The organism is Pseudomonas sp. 5C2, from assembly GCF_034314155.1.
Lineage (GTDB): Bacteria > Pseudomonadota > Gammaproteobacteria > Pseudomonadales > Pseudomonadaceae > Aquipseudomonas.
The window spans coordinates 1,669,816-1,695,508 of record NZ_JAVIWH010000002.1 but is presented as its reverse complement, the minus strand read 5'-3'; the positions used below and the strand labels follow the sequence as shown (position 1 = coordinate 1,695,508).

General features: G+C 57.9%; 23 protein-coding genes. 16 read left to right on the top strand and 7 right to left on the bottom strand.

Translation table 11 applies throughout. From position 1 onward, the window contains the following. The first annotated feature begins 52 nt into the window (after positions 1 to 52). Positions 53 to 604, top strand: coding sequence for a cytochrome b (locus RGU44_RS08480; RefSeq protein WP_322178966.1), 552 nt, complete (start codon positions 53 to 55; stop codon positions 602 to 604). 57 nt (positions 605 to 661) lie between these two features. Here RGU44_RS08480 and RGU44_RS08475 read toward each other — a convergent pair whose 3' ends face one another. After that, a complete protein-coding gene (locus RGU44_RS08475) occupies positions 662 to 1,924 on the bottom strand; it encodes an arsenic transporter (protein WP_322216633.1) in 1,263 nt (420 codons plus the stop codon). 510 nt (positions 1,925 to 2,434) lie between these two features. On the opposite strand from RGU44_RS08475, the gene RGU44_RS08470 reads away from it, so the two are divergent. The 3 genes from RGU44_RS08470 (at position 2,435) to nahK (ending at position 7,530) form a co-directional block, all read left to right on the top strand. Then, positions 2,435 to 3,619, top strand: a complete 1,185-nt coding sequence (locus RGU44_RS08470) for a porin (RefSeq protein ID WP_322178968.1) — start codon at positions 2,435 to 2,437, stop codon at positions 3,617 to 3,619. A gap of 175 nt (positions 3,620 to 3,794) precedes the next feature. Further along, entirely contained in the window at positions 3,795 to 4,961 is a 1,167-nt protein-coding gene (gene nosP, locus RGU44_RS08465; protein ID WP_322178969.1) for a nitric oxide-sensing protein NosP, read from the top strand. Next, the gene (gene nahK / locus RGU44_RS08460; RefSeq protein ID WP_322216632.1) at positions 4,888 to 7,530 is read left to right on the top strand and encodes a hybrid sensor histidine kinase/response regulator NahK/ErcS'; all 2,643 of its coding nucleotides are present in this window, start codon (positions 4,888 to 4,890) and stop codon (positions 7,528 to 7,530) included. The genes nosP and nahK overlap by 74 nt, the downstream gene beginning before the upstream one ends. On the opposite strand, the gene RGU44_RS08455 is transcribed toward nahK, so the two are convergent. The 6 genes from RGU44_RS08455 to RGU44_RS08430 form a co-directional block, all read right to left on the bottom strand. Next, complete coding sequence (locus RGU44_RS08455; protein WP_322178971.1) at positions 7,531 to 8,196, bottom strand: response regulator transcription factor; 666 nt, start codon at positions 8,194 to 8,196, stop codon at positions 7,531 to 7,533. 54 nt (positions 8,197 to 8,250) lie between these two features. Beyond that, positions 8,251 to 8,814: a PQQ-dependent catabolism-associated CXXCW motif protein gene (locus tag RGU44_RS08450; protein WP_322216630.1), complete on the bottom strand. Its 564-nt coding sequence runs from the start codon at positions 8,812 to 8,814 to the stop codon at positions 8,251 to 8,253. A gap of 121 nt (positions 8,815 to 8,935) precedes the next feature. Continuing rightward, positions 8,936 to 9,727, bottom strand: coding sequence for an ABC transporter permease (locus tag RGU44_RS08445; protein ID WP_322216628.1), 792 nt, complete (start codon positions 9,725 to 9,727; stop codon positions 8,936 to 8,938). Continuing rightward, positions 9,724 to 10,482 (bottom strand): ABC transporter ATP-binding protein, encoded by a 759-nt coding sequence (locus RGU44_RS08440; protein WP_322216626.1) that lies wholly within the window; start codon positions 10,480 to 10,482, stop codon positions 9,724 to 9,726. The genes RGU44_RS08445 and RGU44_RS08440 overlap by 4 nt, the downstream gene beginning before the upstream one ends. Then, complete coding sequence (locus RGU44_RS08435) at positions 10,479 to 11,438, bottom strand: YVTN family beta-propeller repeat protein (RefSeq protein WP_322216624.1); 960 nt, start codon at positions 11,436 to 11,438, stop codon at positions 10,479 to 10,481. The genes RGU44_RS08440 and RGU44_RS08435 overlap by 4 nt, the downstream gene beginning before the upstream one ends. A 35-nt stretch (positions 11,439 to 11,473) precedes the next feature. After that, complete coding sequence (locus RGU44_RS08430) at positions 11,474 to 12,658, bottom strand: ABC transporter substrate-binding protein (RefSeq protein WP_322216621.1); 1,185 nt, start codon at positions 12,656 to 12,658, stop codon at positions 11,474 to 11,476. Positions 12,659 to 12,972: 314 nt separating this feature from the next. On the opposite strand from RGU44_RS08430, the gene pedF reads away from it, so the two are divergent. From pedF to RGU44_RS08370, 12 genes are all read left to right on the top strand, one after another. Next, entirely contained in the window at positions 12,973 to 13,410 is a 438-nt protein-coding gene (gene pedF / locus RGU44_RS08425; protein ID WP_322178976.1) for a cytochrome c-550 PedF, read from the top strand. Between the two features lie 5 nt (positions 13,411 to 13,415). Further along, positions 13,416 to 14,291, top strand: a complete 876-nt coding sequence (locus RGU44_RS08420) for a substrate-binding periplasmic protein (RefSeq protein ID WP_322216619.1) — start codon at positions 13,416 to 13,418, stop codon at positions 14,289 to 14,291. 40 nt (positions 14,292 to 14,331) lie between these two features. Then, positions 14,332 to 15,117 carry a quinoprotein dehydrogenase-associated SoxYZ-like carrier gene (locus RGU44_RS08415; protein WP_322216617.1) on the top strand — a complete coding sequence of 262 codons (786 nt, stop codon included), beginning with the start codon at positions 14,332 to 14,334 and terminating at the stop codon, positions 15,115 to 15,117. Positions 15,118 to 15,146: 29 nt separating this feature from the next. After that, positions 15,147 to 16,085 (top strand): quinoprotein relay system zinc metallohydrolase 1, encoded by a 939-nt coding sequence (locus RGU44_RS08410; RefSeq protein ID WP_322178979.1) that lies wholly within the window; start codon positions 15,147 to 15,149, stop codon positions 16,083 to 16,085. Positions 16,086 to 16,217: 132 nt separating this feature from the next. Further along, the gene (locus RGU44_RS08405) at positions 16,218 to 17,993 is read left to right on the top strand and encodes a PQQ-dependent methanol/ethanol family dehydrogenase (protein ID WP_322178980.1); all 1,776 of its coding nucleotides are present in this window, start codon (positions 16,218 to 16,220) and stop codon (positions 17,991 to 17,993) included. Positions 17,994 to 18,203: 210 nt separating this feature from the next. Further along, on the top strand, positions 18,204 to 19,724 hold the full coding sequence (locus RGU44_RS08400; RefSeq protein ID WP_322178981.1) for an aldehyde dehydrogenase family protein: 1,521 nt from the start codon (positions 18,204 to 18,206) through the stop codon (positions 19,722 to 19,724). A 229-nt stretch (positions 19,725 to 19,953) separates the two neighbouring features. Further along, positions 19,954 to 20,025, top strand: a complete 72-nt coding sequence (pqqA, locus tag RGU44_RS08395; protein ID WP_010209364.1) for a pyrroloquinoline quinone precursor peptide PqqA — start codon at positions 19,954 to 19,956, stop codon at positions 20,023 to 20,025. A gap of 112 nt (positions 20,026 to 20,137) precedes the next feature. Continuing rightward, positions 20,138 to 20,464, top strand: coding sequence for a pyrroloquinoline quinone biosynthesis peptide chaperone PqqD (gene pqqD, locus RGU44_RS08390; RefSeq protein ID WP_407074671.1), 327 nt, complete (start codon positions 20,138 to 20,140; stop codon positions 20,462 to 20,464). A gap of 175 nt (positions 20,465 to 20,639) precedes the next feature. After that, positions 20,640 to 21,803 (top strand): alcohol dehydrogenase-like regulatory protein ErcA, encoded by a 1,164-nt coding sequence (ercA, locus tag RGU44_RS08385; RefSeq protein WP_322178982.1) that lies wholly within the window; start codon positions 20,640 to 20,642, stop codon positions 21,801 to 21,803. Beyond that, a complete protein-coding gene (locus tag RGU44_RS08380) occupies positions 21,787 to 23,517 on the top strand; it encodes a NahK/ErcS family hybrid sensor histidine kinase/response regulator (protein ID WP_322216614.1) in 1,731 nt (576 codons plus the stop codon). Before ercA ends, RGU44_RS08380 begins: the two co-directional genes overlap by 17 nt. Before the next feature lie 195 nt (positions 23,518 to 23,712). Beyond that, complete coding sequence (locus tag RGU44_RS08375) at positions 23,713 to 24,711, top strand: response regulator (RefSeq protein WP_322216612.1); 999 nt, start codon at positions 23,713 to 23,715, stop codon at positions 24,709 to 24,711. 3 nt (positions 24,712 to 24,714) lie between these two features. After that, positions 24,715 to 25,668, top strand: a complete 954-nt coding sequence (locus tag RGU44_RS08370; protein WP_322178985.1) for a diguanylate cyclase — start codon at positions 24,715 to 24,717, stop codon at positions 25,666 to 25,668. Positions 25,669 to 25,693 lie beyond the last annotated feature (25 nt).

Genomic DNA, 25,693 nt, shown 5'->3' with positions numbered 1-25,693 from the left:
TGATAGCCCAAATGACTCGGGCAGCACATCACGACACTTGAGAGGTCCGCTCATGAACAACAGCGCAGTGCCGCAACGTTATGGAAAACTATCGATCACTCTGCACTGGCTGATGCTGGCGCTATTCGTCGGTGTCTACAGTTGTATTGAAATCAAGGGGCTCTTGCCGCGAGGGCATGCGCTGAAGGGGATGTTTCTTGGGCTGCATTCACTGTTCGGGCTGGCGATCTTCGCGCTGGTGTGGGTCCGGTTGCTGGCCCGTTTGAAACCCAGTCCGCCCATTTTGCCGCGTCCACCAGGCTGGCAGATCGGCCTGTCGCACCTGACGCATCTGGCGCTTTACGGGTTGATGATCGCTACGCCGATATTCGCCTGGTTGATGTTAGGTGCCGGGGATAAACCGATCCCTTATTTCGATTTCGTGCTGCCTGCTCCGGTCAGCGTCGATCCAGCATTGGCGCGTCAGTTCAAGGACTGGCATGAGTTGCTCGGCAGTGCCGGTTACTGGCTGATCGGGTTGCATGCAGCGGCAGGGCTTTTTCACCATTACTGGGTGGGCGACAACACCCTGAAGCGGATTTTGCCCGGGCAGCGATCTGAGTAGTTGCCGTGTCCTGGATAGGTGACGGAATCGTCCTGTCGGCTGAGGCCTTGCCGGGCCTCAGACGCCACTGAGTGACAACGCCGCCAATGCGCCGATCAACGCGGGCGGCATCACCAGAATGCCCAGACGCAGGAAGTCGATAGCACTGACGTGTTCGCCTTCGCGGCGCACGGCAATAAGCCACAGCAGCGTAGCCAGCGAGCCGGTAATCGACAGGTTTGGCCCTAGGTCGACACCGATCAATAGTGCACTCGTGATGGCCGTGGGCAGATGATCGATCTGACCCACCGACCCGGCGATCAGGCCTGCTGGAAGGTTGTTGACCACGTTGCTGGCGATAGCCACGATGATCCCGGCACCCCAGGTCGCCTGGAGGGTGGAGTTTTCGGCCAGGGACGCCAATGCATGCGCCAGGGTATTGATCACGCCTGTCTGCGCCAGCCCCTCGACCAATACAAACAAGCCTGCCACCAGCGGCAGTACGCCCCAGGAAACGCCCTTGAGCACCGGTAGCGGGTTCAGACGCTGGCGTAAGTGGATGAGGCTCGCCGTCGCGAGCCCGGCACAGAAGGTCGGCAGACCCAATTGCAGGTCAAGCGCCGATGCCAACAGCAACAGCACCGCAGTCAGCACGATGCCGAATGCGGTCAGGCGTGCGCCACTCGACAGGGGTTGTAGGGTGATGACGGTTTCCAACGGCTTGCGAAGATGATTGCGCTGGGTGAAGCGCAGCACAATATAGGTCAGGCCGATCGCCGCGATGGAGGGCAGGGTGAACTGCCACAGCCAGGTCATCAGTGGTGGCATGTGGCTGCCAAAAACCACCAGGTTGGCAGGGTTGGAGATGGGCAATACAAAGCTTGCTGCGTTAGCGATGAAGGCGCAAACGAACAGATAAGGCAGAGGCTCTGCCTTGGCCGCTTTGGCCGCTGCGTAAACGGCAGGGGTCAGCACCACGGCAGTGGCGTCGTTAGATAGAAATATCGTCACCAGCGTGCCGACCAGGAACACCAAGTCGAACAGTCGTTGTCCCGACCCCCGGGCGTGTTGCGCTGCATACATGGCCAGCCAGTCGAAGAGTCCCTCCTGACGCGCCAGTTCAGCCAGCACCATCATGCCAATCAGAAACAGATAAACATCGCTGCCTTTAGCCATCGCCGCCAGGGCCGAGTGGAGCGGAATGAACCCCAGACCCGTCAGTAATACGGCGGCACACACCGCCCAGACATACTCAGGTACTCGCCATGGGCGCAGGATGATCCCGCAGGTTGCCAGGGCGGCCACTGTCCAGATGACCGCAGTTGGATCGAATGCAGGCATTGTTTTTACTCAAGCGTGAGGCTAAAGGCGAGATAACGGAAATTGAGCATCGCGAGGTAATCGGGATGACTTTATCGGCAGGCTGGAGGGGCTGTTCCGAGCCCAATTCAACGTTTCGGGCATGGCAGCCATAGTAAAAGAAATGCCACTGCGGCAATAGCGGTGAGTATCAGGAAAGCAGCGCTGTAACCCGATTGCTGTATCACCAGCCCTGCCAGGCTGGCGTTGTGAAAACTCAGACTCAATGACGCAACTGACGACTATCAATGACCCGTCGTGCCCCGGTTTGGTTTCATCGAGCCGCACTTATAGCCGAGAACCGACCGGGTGGGGCGCGAGGTGCAGTACTTAAGTTTAGATCCCGGTTGTAACGGTAGTCTTACACCGTGATGGGCGGGCTCTACCCGCCAATCTAAAGCACTGACACATTGCGGCCAAGGCAGCGTATGGCTGTGGGCCAGACCTTTTGATAATCGCCTCCGACATCTCGTCCCTGTTGCGGAGCGCGCCATGCACAACAATAAGAATTCTCAACGTCGATTCCTGCCTGTGCTTATTGCCGGCCTGTCCACCCTCAGTTTGAGCCAACTGGCCAACGCCGAGATCATGTTATATGACAAGGACCAGACGACATTTTCCACTGACGGTTACGTCAACACCTTCTACGTGAACAGCAAAGTTGACCGGCCTGGCGATCAATACGACCGCAGTCAGGCCCGAGTGAAGATGGGCTTCCTGCCCAACTACATTGGTTTCAACATGGGCAAGCAAGTGGATGATCTGAAGTTGGGCGCACGGGCGTCGCTTTGGGTCACCATTAACGACAGCCAGACCAATGGCACGGCTACGGCTATCGACGTTCGTCAATTCTACGGCACCGTCGCCAAACCAGAGTGGGGGGAGGTCCTGATTGGTAAGGATTTTGGCCTGTTTGCGCGTTCCAATATCCTCCTGGACGAAATGCTTTCCGGCTATGGTCAGGTCAGCGATACCCTGGGTCTGGTAGACGGTGGCGGGGTGTCTTTCGGCAACATCGGCACCGGCTACCCCTATCCGTTTCCCACTTCGCAGATCACCTACCGTTCGCCGATCATGGACGGGCTGCGAGTAGCTGTAGGCATCATGGATCCGGTGGATACCAATAACAGCAGCGCACTGGGTAAGGCTTACCAGAATAATCCGCGGACCGAGAGCGAGGTCACTTACCAGTTCGATGCGGCCGGGGCAAAGGTGTACAGCTGGGTCAACGGTAGCTATCAAACCTCTGACAATACCGATTCGACCGTTGCTTCGGTGACGTCAAAAGGGTTGGGTTATGGGGTTCAGGCGAAGATGGGTGGCGTGACGCTCACCGGTTCTGGGTTTCGGGCCAAGGGTATCAACCCGTTCTTCACCAATAACGCTGGCGAGGCGACTTTGCGTGAAGTAGACAGCGTTGGCTACCTGATGCAGGGCTCCTACAAACTTGGCAAAAACCGACTGGCACTGTCATACGGCAAGACCAATGACGATGGCAACGGCGTAGTAGGCTCCGGCGCCAATTACGACACGCGTGGTATCGCGCTGTTTCACGACGTCAATAGCAGCCTCCAACTGGTCGTCGAGTACAACCAGTTTGAAATCAGAGGGCATGAAACCACCGCCCTGAACGAAACCACCAACACCTTTGCCGTGGGCGCTGTCTTGACCTGGTAGTGGTTACGGTGTGCCAACTCCCACAGTGTACGTCCACTCTACTGTGGGAGTGAGTGCCTGAATGTCGCGGTCTCATCCTATCGGAGTGGCTACCCACTACCCAAGTAGGATACGGGGCCGGGTCCAGTATTCGTAGACTGGCCTATCAGACAACGCACTTTCGGGAGGCGACTATATGCAGCAAGCCCAAACCGACGGCGTAGTGAGCGCGATGTCGATGGCAACCGGGGCGCAAGAGGTCGCGCAGGAACTGGCGCGACAGCTGTTGCATCCGCACTTGGGCTTCGTGTTGTTCTTCTGCTCGGCTGAATACGATTTACAGGCCTTGGGTGCCGCCTTGCAGCAAAGCTTTGGAGGTATTCGCGTGGTCGGCTGTACCAGCGCCGGCGAAATCACTCCCGAGGGCTACGGCCGTGGTTGTGTGACGGCGATAGGCTTTGATCATCGGCATTTCTCTATTGCCGCCGAATTGATTGATGAAATGGAACGCTTCAGCCTGATCGACGCTCAGCAAATGGTCGAGCGACTGGTTGGCGACTGTCGCAGCAATACCCTGGCGCCGATCAAAGGCAACAGTTTCGCCCTGACGTTGCTCGACGGCCTGTCCAGCCGCGAGGAGATGGTCCTCGCCGCGCTGAGTGCAGCCTTGGGCGATATCCCGCACTTCGGTGGTTCTGCCGGAGACGATAATTACCTGACCCACACTCACGTATATTTCGGCGGCGAATTCCACAGCGGCGCCGCCGTGGTGCTGTTGGTCAATACCTGGCTGGACTTCGAAGTTTTCACCACGCACCACATTTTGCCGCGTGCGGAAAAGCTCGTGGTCACCCGTGCCGACAGCACCATGCGCCGGGTTTACGAGCTTAATGCCGAGCCTGCGGCTGAGGAGTATGCGCAGATCATCGGGGTACCGGTGGCCGAGCTCAATCACCGGATATTTGCTGCGCACCCACTGGCCGTTCGGATCAACGATCAGTACTACGTCAGGGCGATTCAACAGGTCAACCATGACCTGAGCCTGAGTTTTTACTGCGCGGTGGAGAACGGCATTGTGCTCACTGCCATGACCCCAGGTCCGTTGTTGCCCAATCTGCAGGGCCTGTTCGATGGCTTGCAGGATCGCTTGGGTTCGTTGTTGCTGACTATTGGCTGCGACTGTTTTCTGCGGCGCATGGAGCTGGAGGCCGATGGCAGCGTCCAGCAGATTGGCGACTTCCTGCGCGAGCATCGGGTGATAGGTTTCAACACCTACGGAGAACAGTTCAATGGCATGCACATCAACCAGACCTTCACCGGCGTTGCCATCGGACGGAACCGTGCAGCCTCCTTCCCCCGCTGAATTGCTCGAGCACATCGCACAACTGCAACGGGATAATCAAAAGCTGCGGCGGATCAACACGGCCCTGATTGAACGGGTCGAGTCCGGCACCGCGCGTGGCAATGATTCCTATGCGGCCTTTCAGCATTCGGTGGTCCTGGCCGAACAGGTCAGGGAACGCACCGATGCATTGAACCACGCGATGGCCGAACTCAAGGCCAGTAATTACCTGCTGAGCGAGGCCCGCCTGCGTGCTGAAACGGCCCACCAGCACTTGGTGGATGCGATCGAAAGTATTTCCGATGCGTTCGTGCTGTTTGATGAGGACCAGCGCATCGTCCTGTTCAACAGCCGATTCAAAGCGTTCTGGGTCAACAGTCGGGTGCGGATCATCGGTGGTATGCGTTTGGCCGAGGTCAAGCGTCTGATGGCCAGTACCGGGCTGTTTATCGAAGAACCTCGGCACAGCGCTGACGAGCATCTGTTGTATCGTCTGAACGACGGCCGCTGGTTGCAGGTCAGTGAGCGACCTACCCGAGAGGGCGGCCGGGTGATCCTGTTTACCGACATCACCGAAGTCAAAGTCAACGAAACCGTGCGCCGCGAACAGGCCGTCGCGCAGAAGTCGCACCTGCTGCAGAGGGCTGTCGATAACCTGTCTCAGGGGGTGGCGATGGTCAACGCCGATGGGGTTCTGGAACTGTGGAATCGTCGCTTTCTGGAATTGAGCGGGCTGGCTCCGGTCGCCGCGCATCGGCCTTTTGCCGAGGTGATCGCTGACAGCGAGCTGGATCTGCTGACACCGGCCAGCCGTGACGCCAACGGTCGAGTGATCCATGAGCGGGAACAGCGGTTGTTCGACGGGCGGGTCCTTGAAATCCGCACGCATCCATTGCCGACTGGCGGTTTCGTCAACACCTTCACCGACATCACCGAACGCTATCAGCATGCTGAAGCCCTCAGCGAAAGCGAGCGCTGGATTCGCCTGATCACTGACCACGTTCCCGCGCTCATTGCTTACCTGAACGCCGACCTGGTCTATGAGTTCACCAACAAGGTATATGAGGAGTGGTACTGCTGGCCGCGCGGCGTGATGCTCGGACAGAGCCTGCGCGAGGTTCACAGCGAAGAGCATTATCAGCGCCTGGAAACCTATGTTGAACGCGCCCTTGCGGGGGAGAGCGTGACCTTTGAATGCCCAGAGATCAACATCAACAATCAGGAGCGATACATGCTGCGCTCCTACGTGCCCAACCGTTTGGCCAGTGGCGAAGTGGTCGGTATTTTTGTGTTGATCCGGGATATCACCGAGCGCCGCCGTACCGCCGAAGCCCTGCACCAGGCCTACCAGAACCTTGAACTACGCGTTCGCGAACGCACGGCCGAGCTGACCACCCTCAACAGTCAGCTCCTGCGCGAGATCGACGAACGCAGTCGCGTAGAGTTACGCCTGCGTGAAGCCAAGCTCGAAGCCGAACAGGCCAACCTGTCGAAAACCAAGTTTCTGGCTGCCGTCAGCCATGATCTGCTTCAGCCACTCAACGCCGCACGCCTGTTTACCAGTGCCTTGCTGGAGCGACGCGAGCCGGTGGCCAATGCGATTCTGGTGCGTAATGTCAGCAATTCGCTGGAAGACGTGGAAAATTTGCTCTGCACACTGGTAGACATCTCAAAGCTCGATGCTGGTGTAATCAAGGCCGATATCGCACCGTTTGCTCTGAGCGAACTGCTGGACAACCTGGCCGTCGAGTACGCGCAAATTGCCAGCAGCGAGGGCCTGGTTTTAGAATTCGTGCCCTGCTCGGTGCTTGTACGCAGCGATATTCAATTGCTGGCGCGGATTCTGCGCAACCTGCTGAGCAACGCCATCCGATACACCACCACCGGCCGCGTGGTGCTGGGGTGCCGTCGGCATCGCCAGCGCCTGTCTATCGAGGTATGGGACACGGGCATCGGTATTGCCGAGAACAAGCTGGAGGAGATTTTCCAGGAGTTCAAACGCGGCGATGTGCAACGGCCGAATCAGGATCGCGGGCTCGGGCTCGGGTTGGCGATTGTCGAAAAAATCGCGGGCATACTGGGGCACAAGGTCAGCGTGCGTTCCTGGCCCGGCAAGGGCTCGATGTTCTCCATCGAGGTGCCAGTGACCCTAAGTGCACCTAAGGCGCTCGAGCAGGCGTGCATTACCGAACCGATGATGGAGCGCCTGCGAGGTGCGCGTATCTGGGTATTGGACAACGATGCGGCAATTTGCGCCGGCATGCGCACGTTGCTCGAAAGCTGGGGCTGCCAGGTGGTGACCGCACTCTCTGAGCAGGACCTGGCTCGGCAGGTAGAGAATTACCATACCGACGCGGACTTGCTGATTGCCGATTACCACCTGGACGATGACAAGAATGGCGTCGATGCGGTGGCAACGATCAACGCTCGACGCGGCTCACCTTTGCCAGCGCTGATGATCACTGCCAACTACAGTAATGAACTTAAGCTGCAAATGCGTGAGCTGGGCCACACCCTGATGCACAAACCGGTGCGGCCGATGAAGCTCAAAACCGCGATCAGCCATCTACTGGGCCGATCGACAGTTTGATCAGCGTCGTAGATAGGCCGCGAAATCGATATCCCCGGCGCTGAGAATCGCCTGGACGCGGTTATGCACGTTAAGTTTGCGCAGGATCGCCGAGACATGGGCCTTGACCGTGGTTTCGGCAATTTCCAGGGTATAGGCGATCTGTTTGTTCGATTCGCCTTTGGTCATGCGTTCCAGTACCAGCAATTGCTTGCGGGTCAGGGCTTGTAGCAACTCAGGTGGGAAGCTGGGTGTGTTGTTCATGCTGCGCCGGGTGCCGGGCCTCTGTGCTCGAATGATGTCCGAGGGCAGGTAGACATTGCCGTTAAGAATCTGCTCTATCGCTTCGGTCATTTGCGCCCGTGGCGAAGACTTGGTGATAAAGCCCACCGCACCGTAGGTAATGGCTTGCAGCACAATTTGTTTGTCTTGTTCGGCGGACACGATCACCACCGGAATTGTGGGCGCCTCGTTGCGTAGATTGATCAGGCCATTGAGACCGTGCATGCCAGGCATATTCAAATCGAGCAGAATCAGGTCGAGGTCGTCATGGGTCTGGGTCAGTGCCAGCGCGCTGTCCAGATCGGCCGTTTCCATCACTTCGCTGCCCGGAAACCCGTCGCTGATGACATTGGCGATGGCTTCGCGAAATAGAGGGTGATCGTCTGCAATCAGAATTTTATACATAGCCTTTCACCTCGTTATTTTGATTATGGTGTGGCGCGGGGGCGGGCCTGTTGCTCAGGGAAAGGGTTCGGGTTGGGCCAGCTGTACGGGTAAATTGGCCGCCTGCCAGGCATCGAGACCATCGCGGTACCAATAGAGATCGCTGTAGCCCAATGCAGAAGCTCGTTTTACCGCGTTCCAGCTCAGCCAGCAATCGGCGCGGCAATAGAACACCAAAGGCTGATCCTTGCGTCCAGCCGTTGCTTTTTGCAAGTTTCGCGAAAAATAGTCCTGCCATCGCGGGGTGAGTTCGCCGTCGCCGCTGTTGGCCAGCCAATGGCTGCCGGGGAGGTTGGCGTGGGGTTCGTCGTCGATAAACCGACCTTCCAGCCATTGTCTGCGATAGACGTCGATCAGCACCGGTCTGGAAGCTTGCTGCAGTAGTGTCTGCAAGTGTTCAGTGTCGATGATATGAGCACCCTCTACGTGATCGGGAGTAGGGCTGCGATACAACGTGAGGCGATACCCGTCGGCTGAAAACAACGGGGTCTGTGCCTGGGCGACACTTAGACCCAGGCTTAACGTCAAAATAAGCGCCGCCAGGGAAGGGTGGAGTACAGGGCGTAGAACGCACGGCATAGGGTGTTTCCTTTCTTGTTATCGTGGCATTACATGTCACCGAAGGTGCTTTGTGAATGCGACGATAGACAGGTAAACCAGTACTAAAGTACTGGTTTACCTGTATTTGAACGCTGTCGGCTCAGGTTGCCCGACGCAACGCCGCGTGCTGAGGATTGAAGGTCAGCACTGCCAGCAGCGAAAACAGCAGGCACAGACCCACGCATACCCCAAACGCTAGCGGGTTGAAGCGCTCATACAAGGCAAAGCGCACCAGCTCTACCGCATGGGTGAACGGGTTGAGCGCACATAGCCAATACAGCCACTCGCTGGCTTCGCGCATTTTCCACAGTGGGTAAAGGGCCGAGGACAGGAAAAACAGCGGGAATATCACGAAATTCATGACCCCGGCGAAGTTCTCCAATTGGCGGATCGCGTTGGACAGCAGCAGTCCCAGCGCGCTTAGCATCAGCGCTACCAGCAACATCGCCGGCAAGGCCGCCAGCAAGCCCCAGGCGGGGGGGTGCACGCCGTAGATCCAGGCGATGGCGAGAAAGGCATAGACCTGGAGCAAGGAAATCAACGATGTGGCGAGCAGCTTGCTGGCCAGCAGAAAGGCGCGCGGCAGAGGGCTGGTCAACAATACGCGCATGCTCCCCATTTCCCTGTCATAGACCATCGACAGCGAACCTTGCATACCATTGAACAGCAGGATCATGCAGGACAGCCCCGGAACGATGTACACCTCATACGGGATGTAGGTGTCATAGGGCTCGATGATCGCGATGCCCAGCGCGGCGCGAAAGCCCGCAGCGAATACCAGCAACCAGAGCAGGGGGCGTACCAGCGCACTGAGAAAGCGCGTGCGTTGCAGAATGAACCGCAGCCATTCGCGCAGAACGATGCCGCTGAAACAGTGCCAGTAAACGCTCATCGATTTGCTCCTGTCGCGGGCGCGGCGTGTAACGAAGGTGCCGTAGTCAGCCGGTGAAACGCGTCGCCAAGGTCGCCGCCATGCTCCGCGCTTACCGCCGCAGCCTGTCCCGACGCTACCAGACGCCCTTGGTGCAAAATCAACAAGTCATCCTCTTCCTGGACCTCATCGAGTAAATGAGTGGTCCAGAGCACGCTGATTCCGTGTTCGCGACACAGGCTACGCACATGGCGATTGAGCGCCAGGCGACTGGCCGGATCGAGGCCGACGCTGGCTTCATCGAGTAATAGCAGGCGCGGTTCATGCAACAGCGCGCGAGCGATTTCTATCCTGCGGCGGTGACCGCCATTGAGTTCACGGACCCGCTCACCACGCCGTTCAGTCAGCTGTTGGCGGGCCAATTCCTCGTCGATCCGACCGCTCGCCTGACGCCGGGACATCCCGTGTAGTGCGGCGTGGTACCGCAGGTTCTGTTCGACACTCAAGTCCAGATCCAGGGTGCTTTGCTGAAACACCACACCCAACTGGCGCAAGGCCGGGCGCGGGGCCTGACGAAGCGAGCAGCCGCCCACACGGATTTCGCCGCGTTGCAGGTCGTAGAGCCGGGTCAGTAACGCGATCAAGGTCGACTTGCCAGCCCCGTTGGGGCCAAGCAGCGCCGCGAAATGTCCGGGCGCGACACTGAACGCCACATGCCGCAGTGCTTCTCTGGCGCCATAGGCGAAGCTGACATCATCCACTTCAAGGGCATTCATGGGGCGACAACTACGCCCCACGGATAACGGCCGACTTTGATCGACTTGGTCACCTTGAGGCTGTTCACATCAATGACGGATACATCGCCGCTCACGCCATTGGTGGCGAGTAACTGACTCTGGTCTGGCGTAAAGGCCAGCTGCCAGACCCTGCGGCCCACCAGCAAGTAATCGAGAATCTCAAGCGTCTTGGCGTCGACCACGGCTATGTGATTGGCCGGGCCCAGTGCGACGAAGGCATAGCGGCCATCGGCACTGAGCTTGATGCCCACAGGTTGAACCTTATCCGGATGCACGCCCTTGATCTGGAAGGTCAGCGTCTTGAGGATCTTGCGGGTGGACACATCAACCACACTGACCGTGCCGCCGACCTCCGCCGAGGCCCACAGGCGGGAGCCGTCCTTGTTGAATTCGACGAACCGTGGTCGCTGATCCACCAGGGTGCTGTCCTTCAGGGTTTGGGTGCTGGTGTCGATCCAATGCAGCATGTTCGTGGTTTCACTGGTGTTGACCGCCCACTTGCCGTCAGGGCTGACAGCCATGCCTTCAGGTTCGACGCCGACATCGACTTGCGCCAGGACCTTGGAGGTTTCGGTGTCGATGACCGTGACTAAAGCATCATCTTCGTTGGAGACATACAGCCAGCGATCATTGGGGTGCAGGGCGAATTGCTCAGGGTCTTTGCCGGAGGGCAATTCTTTGATGATCTTGTGCGTGGCGACGTCTATGACTTGCACGCGGTCCGAGTCGCTGGCGCAGATATACAGCAGCTTATTGTCATGGGAAAGCAGTAACCCTCTGGGCCGCAGCCCCACGGGCAGGGTTTGGGTGACCTGCAGGGTCTCCATATCGATCAGGCTCAGGGTGTTGTCCTTTTCGTTGGAGATAAAGGCTGTGGCCGCCAGGCTTTGTCCCATGACAAGGAGCAGGGCGGAGGCAATCAGGGTGCGACGCATGGCGAGGTCCTTTTTTTGGAATTATTAGAGGCAAGTCACTGGAAATGGCAGGTTACTTCGGGCTTGTCGTAGCCCAAGGTGTCGAGTTCGGTGACGGGGTGCAGAAAGCCGTCCTGGGGTGAAGTGCTGACCAGCGCCCGGGGTTGAACAATAGGGATTGGCTGCCGCAGCTGACCGTTCCAGGCGCGATAGCTGAGTTTGCGGCCCTTGAAGCCGTCCAGCGGCAACTGGTCGCTCAGTTCTGCCTGGCGAATGACCATGGGGTCGGTCTGGTGCAGTTTGTTCACTGCGCTGGCGATACTGCGCACGGCCATCCATGCGGCAAAATCCCGATCATTCATCCAGCGCCCGGCGAGGGCTTCGAAGCGTTTTTGCAGCTGCGCTGCACCGTAGGTTTCCACAGACTTGTGCCAGCCTACGGGCGTCAGCCCTTGGGTGCCAGCCACCGGGCGTGGATACCAGGTTTGATAAGGCACGTACTCACCAAAGTCGCCACGCTCATCGGCGACCAGAACCACATCGTATTCGGTGGTCTGGGTGAACAGCGGCATATCGGCCTGTGCGCTGCGGCGCTGGTCGTTGTCAAAGCTCCAGGCTTTCTCGGCGACGATGGTGTGGCCGAACCGTTTGGCTGCGCGGCGCAGGGCGGCTGCATAGGCTTGGTCGTCCGGGGTCTGGCCGACGATCAACAGCCAGCGGTTCCAGCGCCTCACGGTCAGAAACTGGGCCAAGGCGTCGGTCAGCATGGCCCGGCTCGGCAGGGTGTGCAGCACGTTGTTCAGGCACGCAGTGCTGCGCAGGCTGTCATCGGCGCTACCGGCATTAAACAGAAGGCTGTCGGGCAGGGCGGCACTGAGCTGGCGCAGGGTGTCGGCGGGGGCGTTGACGACAAACAGCCGCAGGCCTTGCTGGTGAAGCGCTTGCGCGGCATCGAGCAAGGCTTGCGGGCTGTCGGCGTTGGCGGTTTGCAGGGTGTAGCTGTGATTGAGAAAGCGCCCGGTGCTATTGCTGTCGATGATCGCCAGTTCAGCGCCGCGCAGTCCGGCGTCACGGGGTTCGGGGATAATGTTCGACAGCACCGGGCCTAGGTCTGGGATGAAAGCCAGGTAGCCGATTTGAACCTTCATCTCCTCATTGGCGGCATGGCTTTGGGGCGCCAGCAAGGTCGCTGCGGCGAGGGTTAGCAGATAGATCAATCCGTAACGGACACGCTGACGCATAAGGCACTCCATACAGGTAGTGCCAGCATAGAAACCGATCGGAGGGAGGGGAATATGTAGAAAGTACCAGTCAGCCAGTACCAAGGTAGTAGGTTTGCGGGGTCGCATTGGCTTGGTCGGGCACTACCCCGTCTGGTGCAGGAAATCTTCTGTGTTGCGGGAATGGTTCTCTTGGCCCGCTCATCAAGGCAATCGCCACATGCCCTACTACCAAGGGAGGAGATGGCGGCCACCAAAGCAGCATTCGGTTGCGCTGACTGGGTTCATAAGATGGCGGCATAGCTTTTTTTGCGTGCAATCTCGAGGGCATAACAATGACAACAAAACGCAACGCCTTACTGATAGTGGGTTTGCTGGCTGGCTTGGTCGGCAGCGGCCTTGCTTCGGCGCATGGCGACGTCGTACCACAACCGGTGGCTACCGATGGTTTGACCCCGCTAGGTCCTGAATGGCGCACCGAAAACCCCTATCGCACTTCCAAGGATCATGACCGGGCGCTGGAAATCGGTTCGTCTGCCTATAACCAGAACTGCGCTGCCTGCCATGGCCTGGAAGTCATCTCCGGCGGTATCGCCCCAGACCTTCGCATGCTGGAGCCTGGCGCTGCTGGCGACGAATGGTTCGTAGAGCGGGTGAGAAACGGCGCCGTGCGCGATGGTCGGGTCTATATGCCGAAAATGGCCGACTACCTGAGCCAGGAAGCACTCTGGGCCGTCCGTACCTATCTGGACAGTGTGCACGTCGAGGAGTGACGGCTATGCGTTTTTATGCGCTGTTGTTGAGCGGCTTGCTGTTGTGTTGCCAGGCAGTGCAGGCGCAAGTTCGTAGCTACGACACCATGATCGAATCCGGAGTGCTCAAGGTGGCGGTCTACGAAGACTTCGCGCCTTACAGTTTCCAGGACAATAAAAAGCCACGCGGTGTCGATGTTGACCTCGCAGCTGCATTGGCCAAGGCCTTGGGTGTACGTCTGGAATTGCTCTGGGCGCCACCGGGGGAAAAGCTTGACGACGATTTGCGTGACTCCATTTGGCGCGGTAGCGAATTGCGTCATCAACAACTGGCCGATTTGATGATGCGAGTGCCCTATGACCGGGACTACTCGCTCAAGCGCGACGATCAGGGTGAACTGGCAAACGGTCATGTGGTGATGTTTGGACCTTACCAGACTGAATGTTGGCAGGTCGCTTACGACCGTCGGCGAATGGACGCCGTGCCCAGTGTTGCTGTGTTTCAGGAACACCCTATCGGTGTTGAAGTGGACAGCATCCCTTCGTTCTACCTGACGTCCGTGTTCAACGGCATGCTCAGCGCCAAGACGCATCACTACCCAAGTGTGCAGCAGGCTTTTGTCGCCATGAAGGACGCCGAGGTCGATGCGGTGATGGGCATGCGCGGGGAAATCGACTGGCAAGTGCACCAGGCCAATGATAAGAACCTGGCTCTGGGGGAAAACGCTTACCCAAATATGGGCCGGCAACGCTGGGAAATCGGCATGGCGGTGCACGAGAGCAATCACCAGATGGCCTATGCCATAGAGGAAGCGCTGGAGGCCCTTATTCGTGACGGCAGTGTGCAAAAAATCTATGCCAGTTACGGTCTGCGTTATGACATTCCGGAGATGTATCAATAAGCGTGACTCTACAAAAACAAGTCATCAGGAGCGATGCGCGATGAACTGGCGAGTGACCTGTTTGCTGGCGGCCTGCCTGCCGATGTGGGTGCTGGCGGCGGGTGCCGACCCGGACACATCGCTGGAGAGGGCGCAGGGCAAGGATCCAGTCACCTCGGTGATGTGGGATTTCTATCACCAGAAAATGCTCAAGGGCGCGCCCTACGTTTTCGACCAGCAGGTGATCCTGCGGGCGCCACCGTTCGCTGAGGATTCGCGTCAGGTGCCTATCGAAATCGATGCCAGGGCCTTCAAAGGCCAAGTGGTGCGCATCCTGGCTTGGGCCGAACTCAATCCGCTGCCACAGATCGTTGACTTCCAGCCGGGGGATCAGATTTTGCCGTGGCTGGCGATTCGTATTCGCATCGAGCAGTCCACACCCATGCGCGCGGCGGTGCTGACCCGCGATGGCGTATGGCACGTCGGCTCCACCGAGATATCCGCTGCCGGAGGCGGGTGTACGGCACCCAGTGTGGTGCGTACCCAGGCAGGCTGGGAAGAGCATATCGGCGAGGTCTTGGGAGGACGCTATCCCCGCAGTGATTTCAGTCGTTTAAGGCTGCAGATTGCCCATCCGATGGATAACGGAATGGTCAGTGGCATTCCCGAGTTCTACATCAATCACGCTGAATTACGTGACGCCAACAACAAGACCCTGGCGACACTTGAGCTGTTTCCAGCGGTCAGTGAAAACCCGACCCTGGGGTTTGACGTGCAAGGTGCCGGGCAAACCCGGCTGTTGCTGCGCGACAACAGCGGCAACGAATTTAATGCGGTCGTCAATTAACGGCTGCGGGCTGCCGTGCGGAGAGCGCCATGCGTGTGTTGATCTTGTTATGCCTGTGCCTGAGCCTGAGTCAGCCGGCACTGGCCGATCTGGACTATGCTCTGCAGCCTCGACAAATTGCCGAAGGTACCTGGTTGCTGGAGGGCAGCACCGATAATTTTACCAAGGCCAATGGCGGCAATATCGTCAATACAGGCTTCATTGTCACTGACAGCGGGGTGGTGGTGATCGACACGGGGCCGTCGCGACGCTATGGCGAAGCCCTGCGCAAGGCGATTGCCGCCACCACCGACAAACCGGTGATTCAGGTGCTGCTGACCCATCATCACCCTGACCATATGCTGGGTAATCAGGCGTTTGCCGATGTGCCCATCGGCGCGTTGCCAGGGACCATCGAGTTGATGCGCCAGCAGGGCGATGGCTTGGCTGAAAACATGTACCGCATGGTTGGTGACTGGATGCGCGGCACCGAGCTGCGGCTGCCGACCCAGACCCTGGAGAGCGGTACGCTGACGATTGGTGGTCATCCTTTGCGGTTGCTGGCCCTGAGTGGGCACACCGGTTCGGACTTGGCGATTCTCGATGAGAAAACCGGCGTTTTGTTTGCCGGGGATCTGATTTTTTATCAGCGGGCCCTGACCACGCCCAATACACCGGGCCTTGGCGTATGGCTGGCAGATATCGACCAACTGGAGGCTTTGCCGTGGACGGTCATCGTGCCCGGTCATGGCCCATTGGCCGAGGACCATCGACCCTTCGTCCAGATGCGAGACTACCTTGTTTGGCTGGACACACTGATGACGGAAGGTGCTGCCACTGGCGCAGACATGTCCGAGTTGATCCGCAGTCCGATACCTGAGCGCTTTGCCAGTATCAACCTGAGTCGCTACGAATTGATTCGTAGCGTCAGCCACCTGTATCCGCGTTATGAAAAGCACGACATGAAGCGGCTCGACGTCCGTCAATAAACCGCTCTACCTACTAAGGGATTAGAAAACTCCATATTGCGGGCAATTGTTGTCGAGGCGCCTGCCGCGAAGAATCTGCAACAGACCGGGAGGCTCTCCCGAACAAACAAAAAAACCGCAAAGGTAGCCGTCATGACCCAACCCGCACGTCGCCAACCCTTCGCTCTGAGCCTGCTCTTGAGCGCCATGCTGTTGTCAGGTAGCGCCCTGGCAGCCGTGACCGATCAGGATATTCTCAACGATCCCAAGAACCCTGAGCAGGTCGTTACCAACGGTCTTGGCGTTCAGGGCCAGCGCTACAGCCCGCTGGACATCATCAATAGCGACAACGTCAAGGATTTGCGCCCTGTCTGGGCCTTCTCCTTCGGTGGTGAAAAACAACGCGGCCAGGAAGCGCAGCCGCTGATCAAAGACGGCGTGATGTACATGACCGGCTCCTACTCGCGGGTGTTCGCGGTAGATGCTCGCACTGGCAAGAAGCTGTGGCAATACGATGCACGTCTGCCCGATGACATCCGTCCTTGCTGCGACGTGATCAACCGTGGTGTCGCGCTGTATGGCGACTTGGTGTTTTTTGGCACACTCGACGCCAAGCTGGTGGCCTTGAACAAGACCACCGGCAAGGTGGTCTGGAGCAAGGAAGTCGCCGATCACAAGGCCGGTTATTCAATCAGTGCCGCACCGCTGGTGGTCAATGGCAAATTGATTACCGGGGTCGCCGGCGGCGAGTTCGGCGTGGTCGGCAAAATCGAGGCTTACGATCCGAAGAACGGTGACCTGCTCTGGACCCGACCTACCGTGGAAGGTCATATGGGTTATATCTACAAAGACGGCAAGGCCATTGAAACCGGCATTTCCGGCGGCGAGGCGGGCAAGACCTGGCCCGGCGATCTTTGGAAAACCGGTGGCGCGGCGCCTTGGCTGGGCGGCTACTACGACCCGGAAACCAATCAATTGTTCTTCGGTACCGGCAACCCGTCGCCTTGGAACTCGCACCTGCGCCCTGGCGACAACCTGTTCTCTTCCTCGCGTCTGTCGCTCAATCCGGACGACGGCACCATCAAATGGCATTTCCAGAGCACGCCGCATGATGGTTGGGACTATGACGGTGTTAACGAGCTGGTCTCGTTCAACTATCAGGAAAATGGCAAAACCGTTCAGGCCGCGGCCACCGCTGACCGTAACGGCTTTTTCTACGTGCTTAACCGTACCAACGGCAAGTTCATCCGTGGCTTCCCGTTTGTCGACAAAATCACCTGGGCAACCGGCCTGGACGCAAACGGCCGTCCGCTCTATAACGAAGCCAGCCGTCCCGGCGCGCCAGGTGGCGCAACCAAAGGTACTTCAGTATTCGTAGCGCCAGCCTTCCTCGGTGCTAAAAACTGGATGCCTATGGCCTACAGCCAAGACACCAAGCTGTTCTATGTGCCGTCCAACGAGTGGGGCATGGAAATCTGGAACGAAGACATCACCTACAAGAAAGGCGCGGCGTACATCGGTGCAGGCTTTACCATCAAACCGCTTAACGAGGACTACATCGGCGTACTGCGTGCGATCGATCCGGTCACCGGTAAAGAGGTCTGGCGTCATAAGAACTTCGCGCCGCTGTGGGGTGGCGTAATGGCCACCAAGGGTAATCTGGTGTTCACCGGCAACCCTGAAGGCTTCCTTCAGGCGTTCAATGCCAAGACGGGTGAAAAAGTCTGGGAATTCCAGACCGGCTCGGGCGTATTGGGCTCTCCAATTACATGGGAAATGGATGGCGAGCAGTACGTCTCCGTATTGTCCGGTTGGGGCGGCGCGGTTCCATTGTGGGGCGGCGAAGTGGCCAAGCGAATCAAGGATTTCAACCAGGGCGGCATGCTTTGGACCTTCAAGTTGCCGAAGGAGTTAGTGGCCAAGCACTGACTTTAATCAGAGGCAGCTGGTTACTCTGCGAGTGCGCGTGATGCGGTGTGTCTGATCACGCGCCTACGCAGGGTTCCAGCACCCTCTAATTACGACCAAAGAACGAGACTCCCCCTGCCAACGGCGCATTCGTTTGGCGCCTGCGGCTGTCTACCATCGGATCATCGCTTGTTCGACCGACAGGCAACGACCCGTACAGAGGCCACAATAATGATCTACGCACAACCCGGAACCCCAGGCGCTGTTGTTACGTTCAAACCGCGCTATGGCAATTACATTGGCGGTGAGTTCGTGGCACCGATTAACGGCGAATACTTCACCAACACATCGCCTGTCAACGGTGAAGTCATCGCCGAATTCCCGCGTTCCACCGCCGCTGATGTCGAACGCGCGCTGGACGCCGCTCACGCCGCTGCCGATGCCTGGGGCAAGACCTCGGCTCAGGATCGTTCGCTGGTGCTGCTGAAAATTGCTGATCGTATCGAGCAGAACCTTGAAATGCTCGCCGTTACCGAAACCTGGGACAATGGCAAGGCTGTACGCGAAACACTGAACGCCGACGTCCCGCTGGCTGCTGATCATTTCCGTTATTTCGCTGGGTGCATCCGGGCTCAGGAAGGCGGCGCTGCAGAAATCAACGAACTGACAACTGCTTACCACTTCCACGAGCCTCTGGGCGTGGTCGGGCAAATCATTCCCTGGAACTTCCCGCTGCTGATGGCCGCCTGGAAACTGGCGCCGGCGTTGGCGGCAGGCAACTGCGTGGTGCTCAAACCTGCTGAGCAAACGCCGCTGTCTATCATGGTGTTTGCCGAACTGATCAACGACTTGCTACCGCCGGGCGTTTTGAACATCGTTCAAGGCTTTGGCCGTGAAGCCGGTGAAGCCCTGGCAACCAGCAAGCGTATCGCCAAGATCGCTTTCACCGGCTCCACTCCGGTAGGCGCGCACATCATGAAATGTGCGGCCGAGAACATCATTCCGAGCACCGTGGAACTGGGTGGCAAGTCGCCGAATATCTTCTTCGAAGACATCATGCAGGCCGAACCGCAGTTTATCGAGAAGGCCGCTGAAGGCCTGGTGTTGGCGTTTTTCAACCAGGGCGAAGTCTGCACCTGTCCATCGCGTGCCCTGGTCCAGGAATCGATCTACGACGCGTTCATGGTCGAAGTGATGAAGAAAGTCGTCAAGATCAAACGCGGCGACCCACTGGACACCGAGACCATGGTCGGCGCTCAGGCGTCCGAGCAGCAATATGACAAGATCCTTTCGTACCTGAAAATTGCCCAGGAAGAGGGTGCTGAGCTGTTGACTGGCGGCGCGGCGGAACGTCTGGAAGGCGATCTGTCTACTGGCTACTACATTCAGCCGACGCTGCTTAAAGGCAACAATAAAATGCGCGTGTTTCAGGAGGAGATCTTCGGCCCAGTGGTCGGTATCACCACCTTCAAGGACGAAGCCGAAGCCCTGGCGATTGCCAACGACAGCGAGTTTGGCCTGGGTGCCGGTCTCTGGACCCGCGACATCAACCGTGCGTACCGCATGGGCCGGGCGATCAAGGCCGGTCGCGTCTGGACCAACTGCTATCACCTGTACCCGGCGCACGCCGCGTTCGGTGGCTACAAAAAGTCCGGTGTCGGCCGTGAAAACCACAAGATGATGCTTGATCACTACCAGCAGACGAAGAACCTGCTGGTCAGCTACGACATCAATCCGATGGGCTTTTTCTAATCTAAAGCTTCAAAGCGGGACGCGCAGTTGCATGCCTGCTGCCACGGGATTCGCAAGGATCCGTGGCAGCAGGTTTGCCTGGGAAAAGCCATGACGGTGTCTCTGGCAGCGTCATGACCCCCTACCAACGCACCCCACAAACACCCCCCAAAGTAGCATTCGAACCTATACCCCTCACGTGTATTAATTGACTTACCGGAATTGACCGGCCCAAGAAGAGGATTGACCTATGTGGACCAAACCCGCGTTTACCGATCTGCGCATTGGCTTTGAAGTGACCATGTATTTCGCCAGCCGTTGATCAATCAAGTCCCGGCCTATCGTTGCGTTGGCCGGGGCGTTTCTTGTTCGCTGGAGCACTCAATATGCTCACCCAGAATTTCGGGTCTGCCGCCGGTGGCGGATGCCCTCCAATGACACAGTCCCCCCTCAATGGCGCGAGCGTCCTGCTCGACAGCACGATGAGTGCCAGCAAACGTGAGCGCATCCCGGCCCTCAGACACGGTTTTCGTCTGCAATGGGAGCCGCACCAGCGCTGTTGGGTTCTGCTTTACCCTGACGGCGTGGTCAAACTCAGCGACAGCGCCGGGGTCATTCTTCGCAAGGTCGATGGGCTGCGAAGCACGAACGTGATTATCGAGCAGCTGTGCGAAGGATTTCCCGCTACGCCGGGGGTCGATGACGACATCCTGGTCTTTTTAGAAATTGCCTATGCCCAGCACTGGATTGAGTTCCATTAACCGGTCTGGCCCGCTGCTCTGGCTGTGGGTGGATTGACTTACCGCTGCCCGTCTGTGCTCGCAAATGAAAGGCTTCTCGACTGATCTTCAAGGCATGAGCAATGGTCTGATTGCATTCGCCCAGAGATGGTTTAGGCTGGCGCCCATCTCCGATAACAACAAAAACAGGCTTTGTATGAGCCCTAGCATCAGCCAATTGCGTAAATTCGTTTCTCCAGAAATAATTTTCGGTGCCGGCAGTCGGCACAATGCGGGCAACTACGCCAAAACCTTCGGTGCCCGTAAAGTGTTAGTGGTGACCGATCCCGGCGTAATCGCTGCGGGTTGGGTCGCTGACATCGAGGCCAGCCTGCGAGCGCTGGACATCGAATACTGCCTGTACAGCGATGTATCTCCTAACCCGCGGGTTGAGGAAGTGATGCGTGGTGCCGAGCTTTACCGTGAGAATCATTGCGACGTGATTATTGCTGTAGGCGGCGGTAGCCCTATGGACTGCGGCAAGGCCATTGGCATCGTTGTCGCCCATGGGCGGAGCATCCTCGAGTTCGAAGGTGTGGACATGATTCGGGTGCCAAGTCCGCCGCTGATCCTGATCCCGACCACCGCAGGGACCTCCGCTGACGTTTCGCAATTCGTGATCATCTCCAACCAGCAGGAACGGATGAAGTTCTCCATCGTCAGTAAGGCTGTGGTGCCGGACGTCTCGCTTATTGATCCGGAAACAACACTGAGCATGGATCCGTTCCTCTCGGCCTGTACCGGCATCGATGCGTTGGTGCACGCGATTGAAGCCTTCGTTTCTACCGGTCACGGGCCGCTGACCGATCCTCATGCGTTGGAAGCCATGCGTCTGATCAATGGCAATCTGGTGCAGATGATTGCCAATCCTGGCGACATTGCATTGCGCGAAAAAATCATGCTCGGCAGCATGCAAGCCGGGCTGGCGTTCTCTAATGCGATCCTTGGTGCGGTGCATGCGATGTCGCACAGCCTGGGCGGTTTCCTCGATCTGCCCCATGGCCTGTGTAACGCCGTGCTGGTCGAGCACGTGGTGGCGTTCAACTACAATTCAGCGCCGGATCGTTTCAAGGTGATTGCCGAGACCTTTGGCATTGATTGCCGGGGCCTCAATCACCGGCAGATCTGCCAGCGCCTGGTGGAGCATCTGATCGCTCTCAAACGTTCTATCGGCTTCCATGAAACCCTTGGCCTGCATGGCGTCAGCATGGCGGACATTCCGTTTCTTTCGCAGCACGCGATGGATGATCCCTGCATTCTCACCAACCCGCGGGCGTCCAGCCAGCGCGATGTTGAGGTGGTCTATGGCGAAGCCCTCTGAGGACCAGCAGCGCGCCCTCGCGGGGTTGCTGGGGCTGGGTAATCATTCGACGCGCAAGAGCCACTACCCGGAGCTGGCGGTACGTCTGGATGAACTCGAAAAAGAGCGCAATCGCTATAAATGGCTGTTCGAGCATGCGGTGCACGGGATTTTTCAGGCAAGCCTGAAAGAAGGCCTGCGCGCGGCCAACCCCGCTTTAGCGCGAATGCTGGGCTACGACGATCCGCAAGAGGTGTTGTTTTCCCTGGCCGACCTTGCCGGCAACTTGTTTGCGGGCGGTGCAGCGGAGTTGGAGACCATCGGCGACATACTGCTGCGCGAGCGTAGCCTGTTGGGCTATGAAACCCAGTTGCAACGCAAAGACGGTAGCCATGTCGATGTGCTGATGAACCTGCTGCTCAAACCTGATCAGGATGGCCTGGTCGAAGGCTTTGTTGCTGACATCACTGAACGCAAGTTGGCCCAGCAGCACCTGCAGCAGCTCAACGATGAGCTGGAGCAGCGCGTGATTGCGCGCACCAATGAGTTGCTGGACGTGAACCGCAACTTGCAGCAACAGATCGTCCAGCGGGCGGAAATCGAGCGGGCATTGCGCGAAGCTCGTGACGCCGCTCAGGCTGCCAATCGCAGTAAAGACAAATACCTCGCGGCCGCCAGCCATGATCTGTTGCAGCCACTTAATGCTGCTCGGTTGCTGATCTCGACCTTGCGCGAGCGGCAATTGCCTACGGCTGAGCAGGTATTGGTGGAGCGGACCCATCAGGCGCTGGAAGGCGCGGAAGACTTGCTGACGGATTTGCTGGATATTTCCAGGCTGGATCAGGCCGCGATCAAGCCCGACATCGAATTGTATCGACTCGACGAGCTGCTGGCGCCGCTGGCCTCGGAGTTCCAGTTGGTGGCCGAAGCGGCAGGATTGAACCTGCGCGTGCGCATAGGGGACTTCGCAGTACGTACCGATCTGCGCTTGCTGACGCGGATTATGCGTAATTTTCTCAGCAATGCCTGCCGTTATACCGCGCAGGGCAACATTTTGCTGGGCGCACGGCGGCGGGGCGATTATTTGCGCCTTGAAGTCTGGGACACCGGGCGAGGCATTGCCGAAGACCGCCTCGATTCGATTTTCCTGGAGTTCAATCAACTGGATGTTGGCCGTGCAGCCGACCGCAAGGGGGTGGGCCTGGGCCTGGCAATCGTCGAACGCATCGCGAAGATTCTGGGTTATCGGGTTCTGGTGCACTCACGACCGGGACGGGGTTCGATGTTCGCCATTGAAGTGCCTCTGTCGCACGACGTTCCGCTACCGGCCAATGTCGTGGTGCAGCAGCATCCTGTTGCGGGCAATCCTCTGCCGGGGTGCCGCCTGTTGGTGGTGGACAACGAACTGAGCATTCTCGAAAGCATGGCTGCGTTGTTGGGACAGTGGGGCTGTGAGGTCCTGACGGCCACCGATCAGGACAGCGCGCTGGAGGTACTGCAAGGGCAACCACCGGAGTTGATTCTGGTGGACTTCCACCTGGATCATGGGGTGATAGGTTGCGACGTGGTAACGCATCTGCGCGAGCATTTCGCGGTGATCATTCCTGCCGTAATGATCACCGCTGACCGCAGTGATCAATGTCGTCGTTCACTGCAAAAGCTGGGGGCACCGCTGCTGAATAAGCCGGTAAAACCCGGAAAACTGCGGGCGGTGTTAAGTCAATTGCTGGGTTAGGCTCCTGAATACAGCATAAGCACAAAGATTGCATAAGCACGGAGCGCGGGTTAATAAGGGGGTCTTTATACCCATTGGCTCTAAGAATGCTTCAGGCATTTTGGCGGCGGCGATCTGATTGGTTTTCTTGTGTCACAAATAGCATCCGTACTTGGGTCTAAACCCTGAAACTCTTTTGCAGTGAGAAAGAACACAATGCCCGTGATCCCTTTGCTGATATGCGACGACTCCAGTATGGCGCGCAAGCAGCTATTGAGGGCTTTACCCGCCGACTGGGGCGTATCGGTCACCATGGCGGCCAATGGCCAAGAGGGACTCGAAGCCATTCGTCAGGGGTTGGGGCAGGTGGTGTTGCTCGATCTGACGATGCCGGAAATGGACGGGTATCAGGTCCTGGCCGCTGTCCGTGAGGAAAACCTGCAAGCGAAGATTATCGTGGTTTCCGGCGATGTGCAGACGGAAGCGATACGACGTGTGCTCGAACTGGGCGCCTTGGCCTTCCTGAAAAAGCCTGCCGATCCAGACGAGCTCAAAAGAACGCTCGCAAGCCTTGGTCTGCTGGGCGAGCCTCAAACGGCTGTCGCCATCGCGCGGGAAGTTCCTGAGACGCAGACCAGCTTTCAGGATGCGTTTCGTGAAACCATCAACGTCGCCATGGGGCGTGCCGGGGCGTTGCTGGCCCGAGTGCTGGGTGTGTTCGTCCAGTTGCCGGTGCCGAATGTGAGCATGCTGGAGGTGGGGGAATTACACATGGCGTTAGCCGACGCACAGAACGGTGACCGGTTGACAGCAGTCTGTCAGGGGTATATCGGCTGTGGTATCGCCGGCGAAGCGTTGCTGATTTTTCACGGCTCTGAAATTGCTGATATGGCGAAATTGATGCAGCGGGACTCGGTCGAGTATTCGGACATGGAAATGCTCCTGGACTTGTCGACGATTCTGATTGGAGCCTGTTTGAGCGGGATAGCCGAACAAATTGACGTGGTATTTTCCCAGGGCCACCCGCAAGTACTCGGTGAGCAGGGAGGCATCGAAGAGTTGATCCGGGTTAATAAGCAGCGCTGGAAGAAAACCCTGGCAGTGGAAATCAGCTACAGCCTTGAGGGCCACAATATTCATTTCGATTTGTTGATGTTGTTCACCGAAGACTCGGTAGAGCGGCTTTCAAAAAAACTCGCCTACGTGATGAGCTGAGCCATGAACGATCACATCGATATCAAAGAGCTTCACTGGTTGCTAACCATCGTGCAGTGCATCGACGTGGGTGTCGTAGTCTTCGACCGGGATTTCCGGGTCCAAGTCTGGAATACTTTTATGGAGAACCGTTCCGGCGTTGTGCCGAACGAGGCCAGCGGCCAATCGTTTTTCACCCTGTTTCCCGAAATCAATGAGGCCTGGTTTCGCAAAAAGGTCGATAACGTGATCACCCTCGGTACGCCTGCGTTCACCATCTGGGAGCAACGACCATATCTGGTGCATTTCAAGAACTACCAGCCGATCACCGGCCAGGAGGACTTCATGTACCAGAACACCACTCTGTTTCCGCTGCGCTCGATCAACAACGAGATTGGTCACATTTGCCTGGTGATCTATGACGTGACAGACGTGGCCACCCACTCACATCAGTTGCAAGCGGCCAATAGTCAGTTGCAGACGCTGTCCAACACCGACCGACTGACCGGCTTGTACAATCGTGGACACTGGGAGGAGGCCCTTAAACTCGAATACGCCCGCTATCTTCGGTACGACACGGCCACAACGTTGGTCATGTTCGATATCGATCACTTCAAACGTGTCAATGACACCTACGGCCACCAAGCGGGCGACAAGGTGATTCAGCTCGTTGCCGAAACCGTACGTCAGCACATCCGCGATGTTGATATTGCAGGTCGTTATGGCGGTGAAGAGTTCGCAGTCTTGTTGCCCGACACCAATAAAGCAGGGGGCGCGGTGTTTGCCGAACGTTTGCGCAAGGCGATCGAAGCACAAGAGGTCATCCACGACGGCCATTCAATCCGTTGCACCGTCAGCCTTGGCGTTGCAGACATGAGCCAGCCTACGTCCGACTACAAACACCTGATCGAATCGGCCGACCAGGCGCTGTACGTTTCCAAGACCAATGGCCGTAACCTGGTGTCGGTGCATGAGTAAGGGCTGAGTCGCTGATCGTGCACAG